Source organism: Bradyrhizobium monzae (assembly GCF_021458635.1).
Lineage (GTDB): Bacteria > Pseudomonadota > Alphaproteobacteria > Rhizobiales > Xanthobacteraceae > Bradyrhizobium.
On the sequence record NZ_JAIRDQ010000015.1, the window covers coordinates 74,909 to 92,555 of the forward strand.

Consider the following 17,647-nt stretch of genomic DNA (forward strand, 5'->3'; position numbering starts at 1 on the left):
GGAAAACCCACTCGCACTTGAATTCCGGGCGTTTGCGGGGGTAGCAAGGCGACAAGCTCTGGCGACACCGGCTTGTCGCCCGTCGATGTGATGATCGATTTCGGCCGTACTGGACAGGATTGCGATGACCGCCCGCTCAAGCCTCACGATCGTGCTCGCCGCCGGCGAAGGCACGCGCATGCGCTCCAGCCTGCCGAAAGTGCTGCACCCCGTAGCTTCCCAGACGCTGCTTGCCCATGTGCTCGGGGCCGCACCGCGCGGAACCGGCACCGCGCTTGCGGTCGTGATCGGCCCCGATCACCAGGCGGTCGCAGACGAAGCGAAGCGGACCCGCTCCGACGCGCTCATCTTCGTGCAGGCCGAGCGGCTCGGCACCGCGCATGCGGTGCTGGCGGCGCGGGAGGCGATTGCGCGCGGCGTGGACGACGTTCTGATCGCCTTCGGTGACACGCCGCTGATCTCGGCCGAGACGTTTGCGCGGCTCCGTGCGCCGCTCGCGAAAGGTGCTGCCATTGCCGCGCTCGGTTTTCGCGCGGCGGATCCGACCGGCTATGGCCGCTTCATCGTCGAGGGCGACCGCCTGGTCGCGATCCGTGAGCACGCCGACGCCAGCGCGGACGAACGCAAGATCGATCTGTGCAATGCCGGCGTGATGGCGATCGAGGGTCGCCGCGCGCTTGCGATCCTAGACGGAATAGGCAATGCGAATTCCAAGGGCGAGTATTACCTGACCGATGCGGTCGGCGTCGCCCGCGACAATGGATGGGAGTCCGTGGTGATCGAGACCAGCGAGGACGAAGTGCGCGGCATCAACACCAAGGCCCAGCTTGCGGAAGCGGAAGGCGTGATGCAGGTGCGGCTGCGCAAGGCTGCGATGGAGGCCGGCGTCACGCTGATCGCCCCCGAAACGGTCTATCTCGCCGCCGACACAGTGTTCGGCAACGACGTCACCATCGAGCCGTTCGTGGTGATCGGACCGGGTGTCTCGATCGGCGACGGCACCGTGATCCATTCGTTCTCGCATATCGTGCAGACCGCGCTCGGCAAGAACGTCTCGATCGGTCCCTATGCGCGGCTGCGCCCCGGCACCTCGCTCGGCGATGGCGCGCGGATCGGCAATTTCGTGGAGACCAAGGCCGCGACGCTGGAGGCCGGCGTCAAGGTCAACCATCTCTCCTACATTGGCGATGCCACCATCGGCGCCAATTCCAACATCGGCGCCGGCACGATCACCTGCAACTACGACGGCTTCAAGAAGCACAAGACGGTGATCGGGCAGGGCGCCTTCGTCGGCACCAATTCCTCGCTGGTGGCACCCGTGAAGATCGGCAACGGCGCCTATATCGGCTCAGGCTCTGTGATCACGCGGGATGTGCCCGATGATGCGATGGCCCTGGAGCGGAGCCCGCAGACCATCCGCGACGGTGGTGCTGCGCGCTACCGCGAGATGAAGACCAGTGGCAAGAAACCAGAGCAGAAGACCGAGACGTAAACGCTGCTAGTCGGCGACTTCCGAGAACAGCGCTCGCGTCAAGCGCCAGCCGCGCGGCCTGGCGCGCTTTGCCGGTTCACCGGCAGCCTGCGTGACGAGGACAGGCTTGCTTTCCTTGCCTCGCTCCATGGCACGGCGGAGCGGCGGCCAATGCGCGAGGCGCGTGCCGCTGGTCTCGTTGGCGAACAGATACGTGGGTGGCAGACCTTTGCGGTCGGACGTGGCTTTCATGGCCTTGATCTCCCGTGGGGGAATCGTTGGCCAAACTTGTTGACAGCGAGTTAATTCGCGCGGTTAAAGCCGGCCACGTTGACGCAGGCAAACGCATGCCGCCATCCGACGCTGTCGTAATCCGTCATAATTATTGAGTAACTGGTTCCTTAGGAACTTCGCTAAAAGCCGAGCGCGTCGTTTAGGCGATTTTTCGACGATTTGGGGGATATTGATCCGCATGTGCGGGATTGTCGGCATTCTCGGGCGCGAACCGGTTGCAGAGCAATTGGTGGATTCGCTCAAACGTCTCGAATATCGCGGCTACGATTCCGCGGGCGTCGCCACGCTTGAAGGCAAGCATCTCGAGCGCCGCCGCGCCGAGGGCAAGCTGAAGAATCTGGAGAGGCGGCTGGAAGCTGAGCCCTTGAAGGGCACGACCGGCATCGGTCACACCCGCTGGGCCACGCACGGAAAACCCACCGTCAACAATGCCCATCCGCATGCGACGGATCGCGTCGCCGTCGTCCACAACGGCATCATCGAGAATTTCCGCGAGCTGCGCGAGGAGCTCGAAAAGAAGGGCACGGTGTTCCACACCGAGACCGACACCGAGATCGTGCTGCACCTCGTCGACGATCTGCTGACGCGCGGCAACAAGCCGGTGGAAGCCGTGAAGCTGACTCTGGCGCGCTTGCGCGGTGCCTTCGCGCTCGGCTTCATCTTCGCCGGCGACGACGACCTCTTGATCGGTGCCCGCAATGGCCCGCCGCTGGCGATCGGCTATGGCGACGGCGAGATGTATCTCGGCTCGGACGCGATCGCGCTCGGCCCGTTCACCGACACGATCAGCTACCTCGAAGACGGCGACTGGGTGGTCCTGACCCGCAAGAGCGCTGCGATTTTCGACAAGGACGGCCACGCCGTCGAGCGCGACAAGATCAAGCACGCGGCCTCGACCTCGCTGGTCGACAAGGCGAACTACCGCCACTTCATGGCGAAGGAGATTCACGAGCAGCCGGAGGTGGTCGGCCACACGCTGGCGCGCTACGTCGACATGGCGACCGAGCGCGTTTCGCTGCCGGTCAAGCTGCCGTTCGACTTCAAGGACATCCAGCGCATCAACATCACGGCCTGCGGCACCGCAAGCTACGCCGGCATCGTTGCAAAATACTGGTTCGAGCGTTTTGCGCGCGTGCCGGTCGAGGTCGATGTTGCCTCCGAATTCCGCTACCGCGAAGCGCCGTTGCGCAAGGGCGATCTGGCGATCTTCATTTCGCAATCCGGCGAAACCGCCGACACCCTGGCCGCACTGCGTTACGCCAAGGCCGAGGGCGCGCACACCATCGCCGTCGTCAACGTCCCGACCTCGACGATTGCGCGCGAGAGCGAGACCGTGCTGCAGACGCTGGCCGGCCCCGAGATCGGCGTCGCCTCGACCAAGGCCTTCACCTGCCAGCTGATGGTGCTGGCGAACCTCGCCATTGCGGCCGGCAAGGCCCGCGGCGAATTGTCCGCCGAGGATGAGACCAAGCTCGTTCACGGCCTGGTCGAGATTCCGCGCCTGATGTCGGATGCGCTCACCACGGAGCCGCAGATCGAGAAGCTCGCGCACCGGATCGCAAAATCCCGCGACGTGCTCTATCTCGGCCGCGGTACCAGCTTCCCGCTGGCGCTCGAAGGCGCGCTGAAGCTGAAGGAAATCTCCTACATCCACGCCGAGGGCTATGCCGCCGGCGAGCTCAAGCACGGCCCGATCGCCTTGATCGACGAGACCATGCCGGTCGTCGTGATCGCGCCCTACGACCGCGTGTTCGAGAAGACCGTCTCCAACATGCAGGAGGTCGCCGCCCGCGGCGGCAACATCATCCTGATGACCGACGCCAAGGGCGCGGCGGAGGCGACGGTGGATTCGCTCGTGACCATCGTCATGCCTGACATGGCGGCCGCCTTTACGCCGATGGTCTATGCCGTTCCCGTGCAGTTGCTCGCCTACCACACCGCGGTGGTGATGGGCACCGACGTCGACCAGCCACGCAATCTCGCGAAATCCGTGACGGTGGAATAGGCAGAAGGGACCAGGCCGCGCTCTTCCAAAACCTGCTAGAAGCCCCTAGCTTGAGCGAAGCGACCGACCTGGAACCAGAATGACCACCCGCGACGACGTGCCTGCGCCTCTTGATCCCGCCCCGGAGCCGCACACCGGCCTGATGGGCCGGTTTCGCAATTATTTCCTGACCGGGCTGGTCGTCACCGGTCCGATTGCGATCACCCTGTACCTGGTCTGGTGGTTCGTCACCTGGGTCGACGGCGTGGTGCGGCCATTCGTGCCGCTGGCCTATCGGCCGGAAACCTATCTGCCGTACGTCGTCCCGGGCTGGGGACTGGTTGTCGCATTTTTCACGCTGACGCTGGTCGGATTCCTCGCGGCGAACCTGATCGGCCGCACGCTGGTCGATGTCGGCGAGACCTTCCTCGGCCGGATCCCGGCGGTGCGGGCGATCTATCGCGGCCTCAAGCAGGTGTTCGAGACGCTGTTCTCGGGCAAGGGCTCGAGCTTCCGCAAGGTCGGCCTCGTCGAGTTTCCATCGCCCGGCATGTGGTCGATCGTGCTGATCTCGCAATCGCCGAATGAAGAGGTCGCGCGCAGCCTGCCGGGGCAGGAGGAGCACGTCTCGGTGTTTCTGCCGTGCTCGCCGAATCCGACCACCGGCTTCTTCTTCTACGTGCCCAAGAGCAAGATCGTCGAGGTCGACATGAGCACCGAGGATGCCGCGACCCTGATCATGTCGGCCGGCGTGGTGCAGCCGGGCGCGGCGCCGGACGCGAAGAAGGCCGCCGCGCTCGCGGGCATGGCCAACGCTGCGCGCATCGCCAATGCCTCCACGCTCCAGCCCGTGCCTGCGAAGGTGGAGTAGGGCTATTCCCAAGCGGGATGGCCTGGGGTCACGCAGGCGTTCGCGTCCTCTGCTATTGTTCCGGTCGAACCGGGCGTCAACGCTCGGAATTCGAACTGGAGTGCCCCGATGTCGAAAACCATTGCGATCCTCGCGCCCGGCGCCATGGGCAGCGCGGTGGCTCGCCGCCTGAACGAAAACGGTGCGCGCGTGCTGACGTCGTTGAAAGGGCGAAGCGAGGCGACACTGAAACGGGCGGCGGATGCCGGCATGGTCGGCGCCGAGGACGAGGCGATTGCGGGCGCGGACATCATCCTCTCGATCGTGCCGCCGGGCGAGGCGGTGGCGCTGGCTGAGCGGCTCGCCGCATTGATCGTCAAGCGCAGCAAGAAGCCCGTCGTTGTCGACTGCAACGCCGTCAATGTCGACACGGTGAAGCGGATCGAGGAGATCATCGGCTCGGCGCAGGCGCCCCTTGTCGACGGCGGCATCATCGGTTTCCCGCCGCAGCCGGGCGGCAAGAGCCCGGCGTTCTACATGTCAGGCGAACATGCCAGCGATGTCGCGGTGCTCAGGGAATTCGGGCTCGACATGCGCATCGTCGAAGGCCCGGTGGGCGCGGCCTCTGCGCTCAAGATGTCCTATGCCGGCATCGTCAAGGGGCTCGCGGGGATCGGGTCGGCCATGGTGGTCGCGGCGACGAAGGCGGGTGCTGCGGATGCGCTTCGCGACGAACTCGCACTCAGCCAGCCCGCGATCCTGGCGCGGCTCGAGGTCGCGCTGCCCGACATGATCCCGAAGGCCTATCGCTGGGTCGCGGAGATGCAGGAGATTTCCGGCTTCCTCGGGCCGGATCATCCGGCCAGCCAGATCTACGAGGGCTTTGCGCGCTGGTTCGAGCATCTTGCCGAGGATGCGCAAGGCGAGGCGGCGGATGCGGAGCTGCTGAAAGCATTCGCACAAAGGAGCGCGCAGAAAAAATCCTGATCTCCGTGCTCAGCCGGCCCCGATCAGCGGGATCGCCTCGTCCCGCTCGTAGAGATACAGCAGGCAGCGCAGCGCCTCGCCGCGCTCGCCTTTCAGCTTCGGATCGTCCTTCATGATGCGCAGCGCCTCGTCGCGGGCCTGCGTGATGAGCTGGCCGTGGACCTCCGAGCGCGCGATGCGGTAGCCGGGCAGGCCGCTCTGGCGGACGCCGAGCACGTCGCCTTCGCCGCGCAGCTTGAGATCCTCCTCGGCGATGCGAAAGCCGTCGGTGGTCTCGCGGATCACCTTCAGCCGTGCCTTCGACATTTCGCCGAGCGGCTCGCTGTAGAGCAAAATGCAGGTCGAAGCCTCCGAGCCGCGCCCGATGCGGCCGCGAAGCTGGTGCAGCTGAGCGAGGCCGAAGCGCTCGGCATTCTCGATCACCATGATGGTAGCGGCCGGCACGTCGACGCCGACCTCGACCACGGTGGTTGCGACCAGAAGCCCGATCTCGTGAGCCGCGAACTGGCCCATCACGCGGTCCTTTTCCGTGCCCTTCATCTGCCCGTGCACGAGGCCGACGCGATCGCCAAAACGCTTCTGCAGGCTCTCGAAGCGCTTGGTCGCGTTGGTGAGATGCTCGGTGCCTTCGGCCTCGGATTCCTCGACCAACGGGCAGATCCAGTACACCAGCTTGCCGGACTCGAGCGCGCGTCCGACGCCATCCATGACCTCACTGAGCCGGTTCATGGCGACGGCGCGGGTATCGATTGGCTGGCGGCCGGCGGGCTTTTCGCGCAATTCGCTGATGTCCATGTCGCCGAAATAAGTCAGCACCAGCGTGCGCGGGATCGGCGTGGCGCTCAGCACGAGAACATCGACCGCTTCGCCCTTCGAGGTCAGCGCCAGGCGCTCGCGCACGCCAAAGCGGTGCTGCTCGTCGACGATGGCCAGCGCCAGATCGCGGAAGATCACGTCGTCCTGGATCAGCGCATGAGTGCCGACGAGGAGATCGATCTCGCCCTTGGCGAGCTCTGTGATGATCTCACGCCGCTCCTTGCCCTTTTCGCGGCCGGTGAGGATCTCAACCCGTAGGCCGGCGCGCTCGGCGAGCGGCGCGATCGTCTTGATGTGCTGGCGTGCCAAAATCTCGGTCGGGGCCATCAGCGCGGCCTGCTTGCCGACTTCGGCGACGGCGGCGGCAGCGAGCAGCGCCACCACCGTCTTGCCGGAACCGACATCGCCCTGGAGCAGCCGCAGCATGCGCACGGGCTGTTGCAGATCGTTGGCGATCGCTGCGGCTGCGTCGCGCTGGGAGGATGTGAGCGCATAAGGGAGGGCGTCGATGATCTTGCGGCGCAGGTGGCCGTCACCGGCATTGCGCACCCCGGCCGGGCGGCGCAACTGCGCGCGGATCAAGGCGAGCGCGAGTTGGCCGGCGAGCAGCTCGTCGAAAGCAAGGCGGGACCAGAACCGTTGGTCGGGCAGAATGTCGGTGAGCTCGACCGGCTGGTGCACGCGATTGAGCGCCTCCGCGATCGGCGGGAAATTACACCGCCGCAGCACGTCCGGGCTGATCCATTCGGGCAGAGCCGGCAGCTTCTGCAGCGCCTGCGCGACCGCGCGCCGGAGCGAGCCGAGCGCGAGGCCCTCGGTGAGGGGATAGACGGGGTCTATCCCCGAGAGCTTTGAAATCGCCTCCTCGTCGAGCACGCGGTCGGGATGCACGATCTGCGGGATGCCGTCATACATCTGCAGCGTGCCGGAGACGAAGCGCTTCTCGCCCATCGGCAGCAGTTTTTCGACATAGCCGGGCTTGGCGCGGAAGAAGGTCAGCACGACGTCGCCGGTGTCGTCGCTGGCATAGACCAGATACGGCGCGCGTGAGTTGCGCGGCGGGGGCGGGCGGTGGCGATCGACGGTGACCTCCAGCGTCACCATCGTTCCCTGGACCGCATCGCGGATTTTCGGCCGCGCCCGGCGGTCGATGACCTGGCTCGGCAGATGCAGCAGCAGATCGACCAGCCGTGGTGTCTCGTTGCGGCTGAGCAGATATTGCAGCAGCTTGTCCTGCTTCGGACCGACGCCGGGCAGGCTGGTCACGGGAGCAAACAGCGGATTGAGCAGGCTGGGACGCATCAGGCGAATCCAGGATCGTTTCGGCTCGTCATGCCCTGCTTTATGCCGGGCATCCACGTCTTTTTTCGTGTCCCTGCAAGGAAGCCGGCCATGCCAAATCGAGGGCTGACACGGCAGGTTCGAGTGGCTATATCACCCCGGCCCGGCACGTCCGGGCTTTCGGCGTTTGACTGGATCTGAGACATGACGGGAACGACACGATCGAGCAAGGGACTGGACGACCGCCGCAAGCGGTTGTTGTTCCGCTGCTGGCACCGCGGCACGCGCGAGATGGACCTGATCCTCGGCCGCTTCGCGGACGCCGAGATCGCCAATCTCTCCGACGCCGAGCTGACCGAGCTGGAGACCCTGCTCGAAGAATCCGATCCCGATCTCTACGCCGCCATTACCGGTGACAAGGTGCTGCCAACCGATGTCACCGGTGCGCTGTTTGCCCGGATCAAGGCCTATCCGATCGCGGACCGCGACGTATGAAACCGGGGATGAAGTCTCCGGCCGAGCTGCTGACGCCCGGTCGTGCGGTGACGCTTGCCAATGTCGCTGAAGGCGCCGAGGGCCTCGTCGTTTCCGATCTCGCCCGCGCGATCGCGGCGCGGCCGAAGAAGCCGGCCGTCAGCCTTGCGGTGGTCTGCCGCGACGGCGCGCGGATGCAGCAGCTCGAACGCGCGCTGCAATTCTTCGCGCCGGATCTGCCGGTGCTGACCTTCCCGGCCTGGGATTGCCAGCCCTACGACCGCGTCTCGCCGCATGGCGGCATTCTGGCGCAACGCCTGACCACGCTGGCGCGCCTGGCCTCGCTCACCGGCAGCGACAAGCCGCTGATCGTGCTGACCACGGTGAACGCGGTGGTGCAGCGCGTGCCCGCGCGCGAACTGGTCGCGGCGCAGGCGTTGTCGGTCGCGCCCGGCAATGTCGTGCCGATGGACACCATTATCGCCTGGCTCGAGCATAACGGCTACAACCGTTCCTCGACCGTGCGCGAGCCCGGCGAATATGCCGTGCGCGGCGGCATTCTCGATCTGTTTCCGGCCGGCCTCGAGCAGCCGGTCCGGTTCGACTTCTTCGGCGACAGCCTGGAATCGATCCGCACCTTCGACGCCGAGACCCAGCGCACGCTGCTCGACATGCGCGCGCTCGACCTGGTGCCGATCTCGGAATTCCAGCTCGTCACCGACACCATCCGCCGCTTCCGTATGGGCTACGTCGCCGAGTTCGGCGCCCCCGAGCGCGACGATGCGCTGTACGAGGCGGTCAGCGAAGGCCGCCGCCATCCCGGCATGGAGCACTGGCTGCCGCTGTTTCAGGACCGGATGGACACGCTGTTCGATTATCTGCAGGGGGCGGCCGTCGCGATCGAGCCGCAGGCCGAGGACGCCGTCCGCGAGCGCTTCAAGCAGATCCAGGATTATTACGAGGCCCGCCGCGATGCGATGGAGCATCCGGGCGGCGGCGCCATCTACAAGCCGCTGCCGCCTGACAGGCTGTATCTGACCGAGAGCGAGTGGGGCAAGCGGATCAGCGACATTCCGCTGGCGCGGCTGACGGCATTCTCGGTGCCGACCGACGACACCAGCGTCGTCGATGCCGGCGCCCGCAAAGGCCGCGACTTCGCGCCCGAGCGCAACGACAGCACGGTCAACGTGTTCGAATCCGTCGTCGCACATGTCATGGGCTTGCAGGCGAACCGCAAGAAAGTCGTGATCGCGCTCTGGAGCGAAGGCTCGCGCGACCGCATGACGTCGATGCTGCGCGATCACAAGCTGACCCATACCACCAGCGTCAACGCCTGGCGGACGGTGCTGGCGACCCCGCGCAACGAGACCATGCTCGCCGTGCTCGGCCTCGAGAGCGGCTTCGAGACCGACGAGATCGCGCTGATCAGCGAGCAGGACATCCTGGGCGACCGCCTGGTGCGCCCGCGCAAGGCGAGCCGCAAGCTCGACAATTTCATCTCGGAAGTCACGAGCCTCACCGCGGGCGACATCGTCGTCCACGTCGATCACGGTATCGGCCGCTTCATCGGCCTGCAGACGCTGGACGTCGCCGGCGCGCCGCATGACTGTCTCGAGCTGCATTATGCTGCCGAGACAAAGCTGTTCCTCCCGGTCGAGAACATCGAGCTGTTGTCGCGCTACGGCTCCGACCAGACCAGTGTCGAGCTCGATCGTCTCGGCGGCTCCGGCTGGCAGACCCGCAAGGCCAAACTCAAGAACCGCATTCGCGAGATCGCGGGCGAGTTGATCAAGATCGCCGCCGCGCGCCATCTGCACGAGGCACCAAAGTTGATGGTGCAGCCGGGCGTCTACGACGAGTTCTGTGCGCGCTTCCCCTATGACGAGACCGAGGACCAGTTAGGGGCCATCGAATCCACCCTGAAAGACCTCGAGCTCGGCCGTCCGATGGATCGGCTGATCTGCGGCGACGTCGGCTTTGGCAAGACGGAAGTAGCGCTGCGCGCGGCCTTCGCCGTTGCGCTCGACGGCAGACAGGTCGCGGTCGTGGTGCCGACCACACTCTTGGCGCGGCAGCACTACAGGACCTTCACCGAGCGCTTCAAGGGCTTTCCCGTGAACGTGGCGCAGGCCTCGCGCCTGGTCCCGACCAAGCAGCTCAACGAGGTCAAGAAGGGCATCGCCGACGGCTCGGTCGACATCGTCGTCGGCACCCACGCGCTGCTCGGCAAAGCCATCAAGTTCCGCGATCTCGGCCTCGTCATCGTCGACGAGGAGCAGCATTTCGGCGTCACGCACAAGGAGCGGCTGAAGGCGCTTCGCGCCGAGGTGCACGTGCTGACGCTGTCGGCCACGCCGATCCCGCGCACGCTGCAGCTCGCGCTCACCGGCGTCCGCGAGCTCTCGATCATCGCCTCGCCCCCGGTCGACCGTCTCGCGGTCCGCACCTTCGTCGCTCCGCACGATCCGCTAATGATCCGCGAGGCGCTGCTGCGCGAGCGTTATCGCGGCGGCCAGGCGTTCTACGTGGTGCCGCGCATCGACGACCTCGCCGAGGTCAAGGACTTCCTCGACAAGAACGTGCCGGAGATGAAGGTCGCGGTCGCGCACGGGCAGATGCCGCCTGCGGTGATCGAGGACATCATGACTGCGTTCTACGACGGCAAGTTCGACATCCTGCTGTCGACCACCATCGTCGAATCCGGCCTCGACATTCCCAATGCCAACACGCTGATCGTGCACCGCGCCGACATGTTCGGCCTCGCCCAGCTCTACCAGTTGCGTGGTCGCGTCGGCCGCTCCAAGCTGCGGGCCTATGCGCTGTTCACGCTGCCGGCGCAGCAGAAGATCACGACGCAGGCCGAGCGCCGGCTCACCGTGCTGCAATCGCTCGAGACGCTGGGCGCGGGCTTCCAGCTCGCCTCGCACGACCTCGACATCCGCGGCGCCGGCAATCTGCTCGGCGAGGAGCAGTCCGGCCACATCAAGGAGGTCGGCTTCGAGCTCTACCAGTCGATGCTGGAGGAGGCGATCGTCAACCTCAAGGCCGGTGTCTCCGAGCCCGCTGCCGACCGCTGGTCGCCGACGATCACCATCGGCATGCCCGTGCTGATCCCTGAGGATTACGTCAGCGACCTCTCGGTGCGGCTGTCGCTGTACCGGCGCCTGGCCGATCTCGACAGCGAGGAGGAGATCGAGAATTTTGGCGCCGAGATGCGCGACCGCTTCGGCGTGCTGCCGGACGAGGTGCGCTACCTCTTCAAGGTCGCCGCGATCAAGGCGTTCTGCCGCCAGGCCAATGTCGGGAAGATCGACGCCGGTCCGAAGGGCGCTGTCATCACCTTCCGCGACAATTCATTCGCCTATCCCGATCGCCTCGTGACCTTCATCCGCAGCTACGGCCAGGCCGCCAAGGTCCGCCCCGACATGAAGGTCGTGTTCCTGCAGGACTGGGAGACGCCCGAAGAGCGTCTCGCCGGTACGACGGAGATCATGCGGCAATTGGCGCAGCTCGCGCAGAAAAAGAAGGCGGCGTAGGGTTCCGCTCTCGCCACGTCATTGCGAGGAGCCCTTGCGACGAAGCAATCCAGAATGTTTCCGCCGAGACAGTCTGGATTGCTTCGCTACGCTCGCAATGACAGATGTTTTGTTGCCGCAGCGCGCCAGAAAACTACGACGCTGCCCGTGACGCGTCCGCCGACAGCCGTCCCAACAGCGACCTCGCCGTATCCGACGGCGACAGCGAATCCACGCTGACCACGGGATCGCTGCGCATCTCGTGCTTGCCATTGGAGGTGTGCTTCATCACCGCGGAGAGGCGGCGGGCGATCATATGCGCGGTGCGGAAGTCGGTCTCGGCGAACACCACGATCACCGAGCCGTCCTTCTGCGCGGCGCCAAAGTCCATCTGCCGCATCAGGCGGCTGAGGATGCGCGCGGCATCGAGTTGCGCACGGGGATTACCAGGGTCGAAGGCGAAGCGCGCCACCGACAGTCCGCCGCCGCGGGCGAGCGTCTGCTCGACCGCCTTGGAAAAATCGCGAGCGAAGGCTTCGACCGTCAACAGACCGCTGCGTGGATCGAGCCAGCCGCCGGCGTCGATCGAGCGCAGCGTGCGGCTCAGTTGCGCTTCCATCGCGTGCTGGCGGATCAGCGGCAGCGCGTTGGCGGCGACCTTGGCGGGCTCGCCTGCAATCAGCTCGAGATTGGGCAGGTCGTAGCTCTGGGTGAGCTGGTGCGCGGTGACGACCACGGGCAAATTGCGGAAGCGCGTATCCTCCGCGAGCACGGTGAGAAAAGCATCGGTGACGCGCGGCGTGAAACCGTCCGAGAGCACGACGCCGTCGATGTCGCGGGTGTTGAGATGCTTTGCCGCGGCCTCGATCGAGAGCGCGCCGATCACGCCCGTGCGCTCGCCGAGTGCGACGGAGAGCGCAGGATAAGCCGCGCCGCGGCCGATCAAGAGCACGATGGCGTCGCGCACCGGATCGGCCTCCGGCAGCGGCACCTTCGTCTCCGGCAGCCGACGCAGCACCGTGGCATGCAGCGTGCGGATGCGGATCGCGGCGCGCACGCGCGCGATCAGGCGTTCGGCAGCGTTGCCGCGCGTGGCGAAGGGCAGGGCGTTGTGGGGCAGCGAAGCTTGCGCGTCCAGCGCGACCAGCGGGAGATAAAGCGGCTGATCGGCGATCTTCCTGGCGAGCAAAGCCATATGCGGCTCGTGCCCGCCGGACATCGCGGCGAGGACCGCGGCCGGCTGCACCTGCTCGACGGCGCGCGCCGCGTTCGCCCAATCGCTGTCGACGACGGGAAAGAGACGGGCCTCGTCCAGCGCCGCAATGAAGGCGGGGCGCTCGGCATTGGACACAAACAGGATCGGGCCCGCCTGGGACATGGGATACTCTGATCACGCAATCGATGCTGCGCAATCTAGTCCGGCTGCCTTAATGCAGCGTCAATGGTTCAGGCGAAACTGCACTCAAGCCGGCCCCGAGCGGTCGCGAAAAGCCTCGACCATCAGGGGGTTAAGGCCAAGCTCGCTGAGCGCCTCCCGGGCGCGGGTATTGTCCTGGGCCCGGCCGGCGAGCCGATGGCCCGAGAGGCGGTCGGGCAGGGCCGTCAGCAGCGCGCCCTGGCCGAGCCGGCGTGCCCACTCCTGGAGGTCGTTGGAGAGGAAGCGATAGCCGCCGACGGCCATGATGCCGGAGGGCGGCGCGGTGATGCAGATCGCGCCGCTGGCGCGGTCGATCCGCGCGGCATAGCCGGTATCGACATAGTCGCGTGGCGGCTGCGCCGTCAGCGTCTCGCCGACCGGCTGGGGCGGCGCGTAGGCCGCGATCGGCACCATCGGGCCGCGCAGGCCGAGCGTGCCCTTCGGGGTCAGCAGGATATCGCCCGCGATCGAGGAGCCGGATTGCTCGCGCGGGGCACCATGCGGTCCTGGCATCACCGCCACCGGCATGCCGTTCTCGCCGCGCCGGGCGCCGAACAGCCCGGCCTCGCCGAACAGATAGACATCCGTGAGCGGCGCATGCGGCGCGATCCAGGCTTCGCTTGCGGCCACCTGCTCCGGCGCGCGCCAGAGCCCGATGACATTGCGCAAGGTCGGCATCCGCGCCGCGAGACCGGAATCGCCAAGCCGCAAAGCGAGCTGGGCCGGCGCGATCAGCACGTCGCATGCGTGCTCATTGATCTGCTGCTCCAGCACCTCGCTCTCGAACGGATGATGCAGCGCCAGCGTGCCGCCGCAAAGCAGCCACGCTGCAAGCGAGGAGGCGAGGCCCGCGAACGACATCGGCGTGAACGCCGCCATCACGGTCGCGCCCTGCTTGATGTCGGCTTCCAGCGACATCGCGAGCCCACCTGCGATCAGGCTGAAATGCGGCCGCGGCACCGGGCGGAAGCCTTCGGCCGTGACATCGAAGGAGATCATCGCCGCCTTGCGGCCGTCCTGGATCACCGCGCGCGTGGTGCCCGGCGGACGCGCCAGCACCTCGTCGAGCGAGGCCATGCCCTCGGGCAGATCAGCGCCGAAGCCAAAGACGTGGCGGATCGAGAAGGCCTCGGCGGCTGCGTGCATCGCGAGGTCCGAATAGCTGACGCCGTCGACCTTGCTCATGGTGACGATGGCGCGCGCCGCAGTGCGGTTGAGTGCGGCCGCGAGTTCCGCTTGCCGCCACAGCAGCGGCAGCACGGCGACGACGAGGCCGGCGCGATGGGCGGCGAGCACCGTCAGCACGAACTCGACCGTGGAAGGCAACTGGATCGCGATCACAGAATTGGCCGGCAGGCCCGATTCGACGAAATGCGCCGACAGCGCCTCGATGGCCGTGTCGGCCTCCGCGTAGGTCAGCCGCCGCGGCTGGTGTCCGGTGATGCGGGATTTGTTGAGGGGATCGAGCAGGGCGGCCGCATGCGGCTGCCGCATCAGCGTCCGCTGGAACAGCGTGTCGAGCGTCGGCGATACGGCTGGCTGGTTCACGGCGTCACTTCGCTGGACTGGCTTGAGGCTCACCCTTCGACCACCAGGTCTCCGGCAGATAGCCGGACAACGCAGTGGTCGATGGTCGTTCTATCCGATTCCAGCGCGCGATCCATTGCTCGGATACGTTAAACAGGGGGATTGTGTAGAAGCCCGCGATCAAAGCGCGATCGAGCGCCCGCACGGCCGATACAAAATCCGTATGATCACGGGCCTCCAAAAGGGCCCTGATCATCGCGTCGATGGCGGGATCCCTGGCGCCCATGTAGTTGCGGGTGCCCGGATTGTCGGCGGCAGCGCTTCCCCAATAGAAATACTGCTCGTTGCCGGGCGACAGCGACTGGTCCCAGCGATTCTGGATCATGTCGAACTCGTAGGCCAGCCGGCGCTGATCGAACTGCACGGGATCGACCGAACGCACGCTCGGCGCGATGCCGGCGCGCTTGAGGTCGCGCTGGAAGGCGAGCGCGATGCGCTCCTGGTCGCGGGTCGTCACCAGCATCTCGAAGGTGAAGGGCGCCTTGGTCGCGCGGTTGCGCAGCACGGTGCCGTCGAGATCGTAGCCGGCGTCGGACAGGAGTTTCAGCGCAGCGCGCAGCGTCGTGCGGTCGCGCCCCGAGCCGTCGGTGACGGGAAGCCGATAGCTGCCGTCCATGATGTCCGGCGGAATCTGCGCGGCAAAGGGCTTCAGGAGCTCGCGCTCGCGCGCATCCGCAGGGCGCGCATAGGCCGACAGGTCGGAGCCTGCAAAGTAGCCGGCGACGCGCGAATAGAGCGAGAAGAAATAGTTGCGATTGACCAGCTCGAAATCGAACAGCAGCGTCAGCGCCTGGCGCACGCGGATATCGGCGAAGATCGGACGGCGGGTGTTGAACACCAGGAATTCCGAGGGCCACGGCACGCCGGGCTTGATGGTGTCGCGGATCACGTCGCCGTTCCTGGCGGCGGGAAAATCGTAGCCGTCGTGCCAGCGCAACGGCTCGTTCTCGATGCGGAAATCATAGAGGCCGCGCTTGAAGGCTTCGAACTGGCCGTTGGCCTCGCGATAATAGTCGAGCCGGATCTCGTCGAAATTGAACAGCCCCCGATTGATCGGGAGATCGCGGCCCCAATAATCGGGATTCCGCGAGAGCGTCACGCTGGCGCCGGGCTTGACCGCCGTGACGCGGTAAGGACCCGAGGCAATGGGCCCGGTCAGCGTCGTCTCCTCGAAGGTCGCGACGTCGATGGCGTGCTTCGGCAGAATCGGCATCAAGCCGAGGATCAGCGGCAGCTCGCGGTCGTTGGCGCCGGTGAGATCGAAGCGGATCGTGAGGGGATCGGGCGCCTCGGCCTTGGTGACCTTGGCGTAATATTGCCGGAGGTTGGGACGGCCATGGTCGCGCAACAGCTGCCAGGAGAACAGCACGTCCTCGCTGCGGACCGGCTTGCCGTCGGAGAAGCGCGCGCGGGGATCGAGACGGAATGTGACGTAGCTCCGCTCGTCGTCGGTCTCGACGGATTTGGCGAGCAGGCCATAGAGCGTGAACGGCTCGTCCTGGCCGCGCGCCAGCAGGCTTTCGACGACGTAGTTCCGGATCGGCTGCACGGGCAGTCCCTTGACGATGAAGGGGTTGAGGCTGTCGAAGCTGCCGAGGAGGCCCCAGGTCAGCCGGCCGCCCTTGGGGGCATCAGGGTTGGCATAGGGCATGTGGGTGAAGTCGGCCGGCAGCGCCGGCTTGCCGTGCATGGCGATTGCGTGGGCCTCCTCGGCCCGACCAGTGCTCGCCGACAGGCAGAGGGTCAGGGCTAAGGCGAGACTGCAAACGCGGACACCGGGGCCCTCGAGCAGGCGCTGGAACATGAACATTCGGACACGTTGATTCGAGGGCCGTCGGCAGCTGAATCCTATCACAGGGATTTCACTGAGCGCCTGGCCGGAAGTGGCCAAAGCCGCTTGTCGGCATTGATCTTTCCGTCGACCGCGTTAAGAAGGCACGCAATCGCGCACGAGCGCCGAGCCCGTCACTTATCTGCCTCAATTGACGGGGAGAGAGCCGCGCCCAAGGCGGCTTGGTTCGGTGCTTCGGAGCGGTTCGGGCACTTCCCGTTCAGAAAGGGTTTTCTGCAATGAATTTCCGTTATTTGGCCGCGTCCGTCCGGCCGCGCGGGCGAGTTCTCGCCCTGTTGACGGCGACGGCATTGGTCGTCCCGTTTGCTGCTGAGGCCCAGGCGCCGGCCCCGGGCGCGCCCGCGCCGAAGGCAGCCCCGAAGGCCGCTCCCAAGGCTGCCCCCAAGGCGCCGGCTGCGGCTCCCGCGCCGGCTCCCCAGGCCCAGCAGGCTCCGGCCCAGCAGGGCGCTCCGGCGGCGCAGGGCGGCCAGCCCGCGGATCAGCAGATCCAGCTGATCTACGCCCCCTGGACCAAGTTCTGCCTCAAGGGCCAGGACGCCAACGCCAAGCAGGTCTGCTTCACCGGCAAGGACGGCCGCATCGAATCGGGCCAGCCGGTCATCGCGGCCGTCATCATTGAGCCGGAAGGCGAGCCGAAGAAGATCCTGCGTGTGACGCTGCCGCTCGGCATGCAGCTCGTGCACGGCACCCGCATCATCGTCGACAACAACCCGCCGCTGCAGAGCCCGTATGTGATCTGCTTCCAGAACGGCTGCATGTCGGACTACGAGGCGACCCCCGAGCTCCTCGCCAACTTGAAGAAGGGCCAGAACCTCGTGGTGCAGGCGATCAACGCCAACGGCGCGCCGCTGACCCTGCCGCTGCCGCTCGCCGGCGAATTCCAGAAGGCCTATGACGGTCCGCCGACCGATCCGAAGGTGTTCGAGGAAACCCAGAAGAAGCTCCAGGAGGAGCTGCAGAAGAAGGCTGACGAGCAGCGCAAGAAGCTCGAGCAGCAGCAGGGCACGCCTCCGGCAGCACCGGCCGCCGGCCAGAAGTAATCGGGCTCAGATCCCGGACATGAAAAAGGCGCTCGGTTCGAGCGCCTTTTTTGCTGGCCGCCTCATGCGGCAAAAAATG

General features: G+C 66.2%; 12 protein-coding genes. 7 read left to right on the forward strand and 5 right to left on the reverse strand.

Annotation, left to right across the window (positions count from 1 at the left end):
* The first annotated feature begins 124 nt into the window (after positions 1–124).
* Positions 125–1,492 (forward strand): bifunctional UDP-N-acetylglucosamine diphosphorylase/glucosamine-1-phosphate N-acetyltransferase GlmU, encoded by a 1,368-nt coding sequence (glmU, locus tag K3F49_RS36130; protein ID WP_234685632.1) that lies wholly within the window; start codon positions 125–127, stop codon positions 1,490–1,492.
* Positions 1,493–1,498: 6 nt separating this feature from the next.
* On the opposite strand, the gene K3F49_RS36135 is transcribed toward glmU, so the two are convergent.
* On the reverse strand, positions 1,499–1,723 hold the full coding sequence (locus tag K3F49_RS36135) for a hypothetical protein (protein WP_234685633.1): 225 nt from the start codon (positions 1,721–1,723) through the stop codon (positions 1,499–1,501).
* Between the two features lie 220 nt (positions 1,724–1,943).
* Here K3F49_RS36135 and glmS point away from each other — a divergent pair, with 220 nt between their 5' ends.
* The 3 genes from glmS to K3F49_RS36150 all read left to right on the forward strand — a co-directional run bounded on the left by glmS (position 1,944) and on the right by K3F49_RS36150 (position 5,586).
* Positions 1,944–3,770 carry a glutamine--fructose-6-phosphate transaminase (isomerizing) gene (gene glmS / locus K3F49_RS36140; RefSeq protein WP_234685634.1) on the forward strand — a complete coding sequence of 609 codons (1,827 nt, stop codon included), beginning with the start codon at positions 1,944–1,946 and terminating at the stop codon, positions 3,768–3,770.
* Between the two features lie 79 nt (positions 3,771–3,849).
* Positions 3,850–4,620 (forward strand): DUF502 domain-containing protein, encoded by a 771-nt coding sequence (locus K3F49_RS36145; RefSeq protein ID WP_234685635.1) that lies wholly within the window; start codon positions 3,850–3,852, stop codon positions 4,618–4,620.
* A 108-nt stretch (positions 4,621–4,728) separates the two neighbouring features.
* Entirely contained in the window at positions 4,729–5,586 is an 858-nt protein-coding gene (locus K3F49_RS36150; protein WP_234685636.1) for an NAD(P)-dependent oxidoreductase, read from the forward strand.
* A gap of 9 nt (positions 5,587–5,595) precedes the next feature.
* Here the strand turns inward: K3F49_RS36150 and recG are convergent, their stop codons facing one another.
* The gene (gene recG, locus K3F49_RS36155; RefSeq protein ID WP_234685637.1) at positions 5,596–7,704 is read right to left on the reverse strand and encodes an ATP-dependent DNA helicase RecG; all 2,109 of its coding nucleotides are present in this window, start codon (positions 7,702–7,704) and stop codon (positions 5,596–5,598) included.
* A 183-nt stretch (positions 7,705–7,887) separates the two neighbouring features.
* Here recG and K3F49_RS36160 point away from each other — a divergent pair, with 183 nt between their 5' ends.
* Positions 7,888–8,178, forward strand: coding sequence for an FAD assembly factor SdhE (locus K3F49_RS36160; RefSeq protein ID WP_234685638.1), 291 nt, complete (start codon positions 7,888–7,890; stop codon positions 8,176–8,178).
* On the forward strand, positions 8,175–11,693 hold the full coding sequence (mfd, locus tag K3F49_RS36165; RefSeq protein WP_234685639.1) for a transcription-repair coupling factor: 3,519 nt from the start codon (positions 8,175–8,177) through the stop codon (positions 11,691–11,693). The genes K3F49_RS36160 and mfd overlap by 4 nt, the downstream gene beginning before the upstream one ends.
* A gap of 133 nt (positions 11,694–11,826) precedes the next feature.
* Here mfd and K3F49_RS36170 read toward each other — a convergent pair whose 3' ends face one another.
* From K3F49_RS36170 to K3F49_RS36180, 3 genes are all read right to left on the reverse strand, one after another.
* Entirely contained in the window at positions 11,827–13,050 is a 1,224-nt protein-coding gene (locus tag K3F49_RS36170) for a GGDEF domain-containing protein (RefSeq protein ID WP_234685640.1), read from the reverse strand.
* Positions 13,051–13,134: 84 nt separating this feature from the next.
* Positions 13,135–14,637, reverse strand: coding sequence for an AMP-binding protein (locus K3F49_RS36175; protein WP_234685641.1), 1,503 nt, complete (start codon positions 14,635–14,637; stop codon positions 13,135–13,137).
* 4 nt (positions 14,638–14,641) lie between these two features.
* Complete coding sequence (locus K3F49_RS36180) at positions 14,642–16,486, reverse strand: extracellular solute-binding protein (RefSeq protein WP_234685642.1); 1,845 nt, start codon at positions 16,484–16,486, stop codon at positions 14,642–14,644.
* Positions 16,487–16,746: 260 nt separating this feature from the next.
* Here K3F49_RS36180 and K3F49_RS36185 point away from each other — a divergent pair, with 260 nt between their 5' ends.
* Positions 16,747–17,568, forward strand: coding sequence for an invasion associated locus B family protein (locus K3F49_RS36185; protein ID WP_234685643.1), 822 nt, complete (start codon positions 16,747–16,749; stop codon positions 17,566–17,568).
* Positions 17,569–17,647: the final 79 nt, after the last annotated feature.

What these genes read in the sequence shown, in the direction of transcription:
- glmS (WP_234685634.1), top strand. Translation starts at nt 1,944, where the DNA reads ATGTGCGGGATTGTCGGCATTCTCGGGCGCGAACCGGTTGCAGAGCAA.
- K3F49_RS36185 (WP_234685643.1), top strand. Translation starts at nt 16,747, where the DNA reads ATGAATTTCCGTTATTTGGCCGCGTCCGTCCGGCCGCGCGGGCGAGTT.
- recG (WP_234685637.1), bottom strand. Translation starts at nt 7,704, where the DNA reads ATGCGTCCCAGCCTGCTCAATCCGCTGTTTGCTCCCGTGACCAGCCTG.
- K3F49_RS36150 (WP_234685636.1), top strand. Translation starts at nt 4,729, where the DNA reads ATGTCGAAAACCATTGCGATCCTCGCGCCCGGCGCCATGGGCAGCGCG.
- K3F49_RS36160 (WP_234685638.1), top strand. Translation starts at nt 7,888, where the DNA reads ATGACGGGAACGACACGATCGAGCAAGGGACTGGACGACCGCCGCAAG.
- mfd (WP_234685639.1), top strand. Translation starts at nt 8,175, where the DNA reads ATGAAACCGGGGATGAAGTCTCCGGCCGAGCTGCTGACGCCCGGTCGT.
- K3F49_RS36135 (WP_234685633.1), bottom strand. Translation starts at nt 1,723, where the DNA reads ATGAAAGCCACGTCCGACCGCAAAGGTCTGCCACCCACGTATCTGTTC.
- K3F49_RS36180 (WP_234685642.1), bottom strand. Translation starts at nt 16,486, where the DNA reads ATGTTCATGTTCCAGCGCCTGCTCGAGGGCCCCGGTGTCCGCGTTTGC.
- K3F49_RS36145 (WP_234685635.1), top strand. Translation starts at nt 3,850, where the DNA reads ATGACCACCCGCGACGACGTGCCTGCGCCTCTTGATCCCGCCCCGGAG.
- glmU (WP_234685632.1), top strand. Translation starts at nt 125, where the DNA reads ATGACCGCCCGCTCAAGCCTCACGATCGTGCTCGCCGCCGGCGAAGGC.
- K3F49_RS36170 (WP_234685640.1), bottom strand. Translation starts at nt 13,050, where the DNA reads ATGTCCCAGGCGGGCCCGATCCTGTTTGTGTCCAATGCCGAGCGCCCC.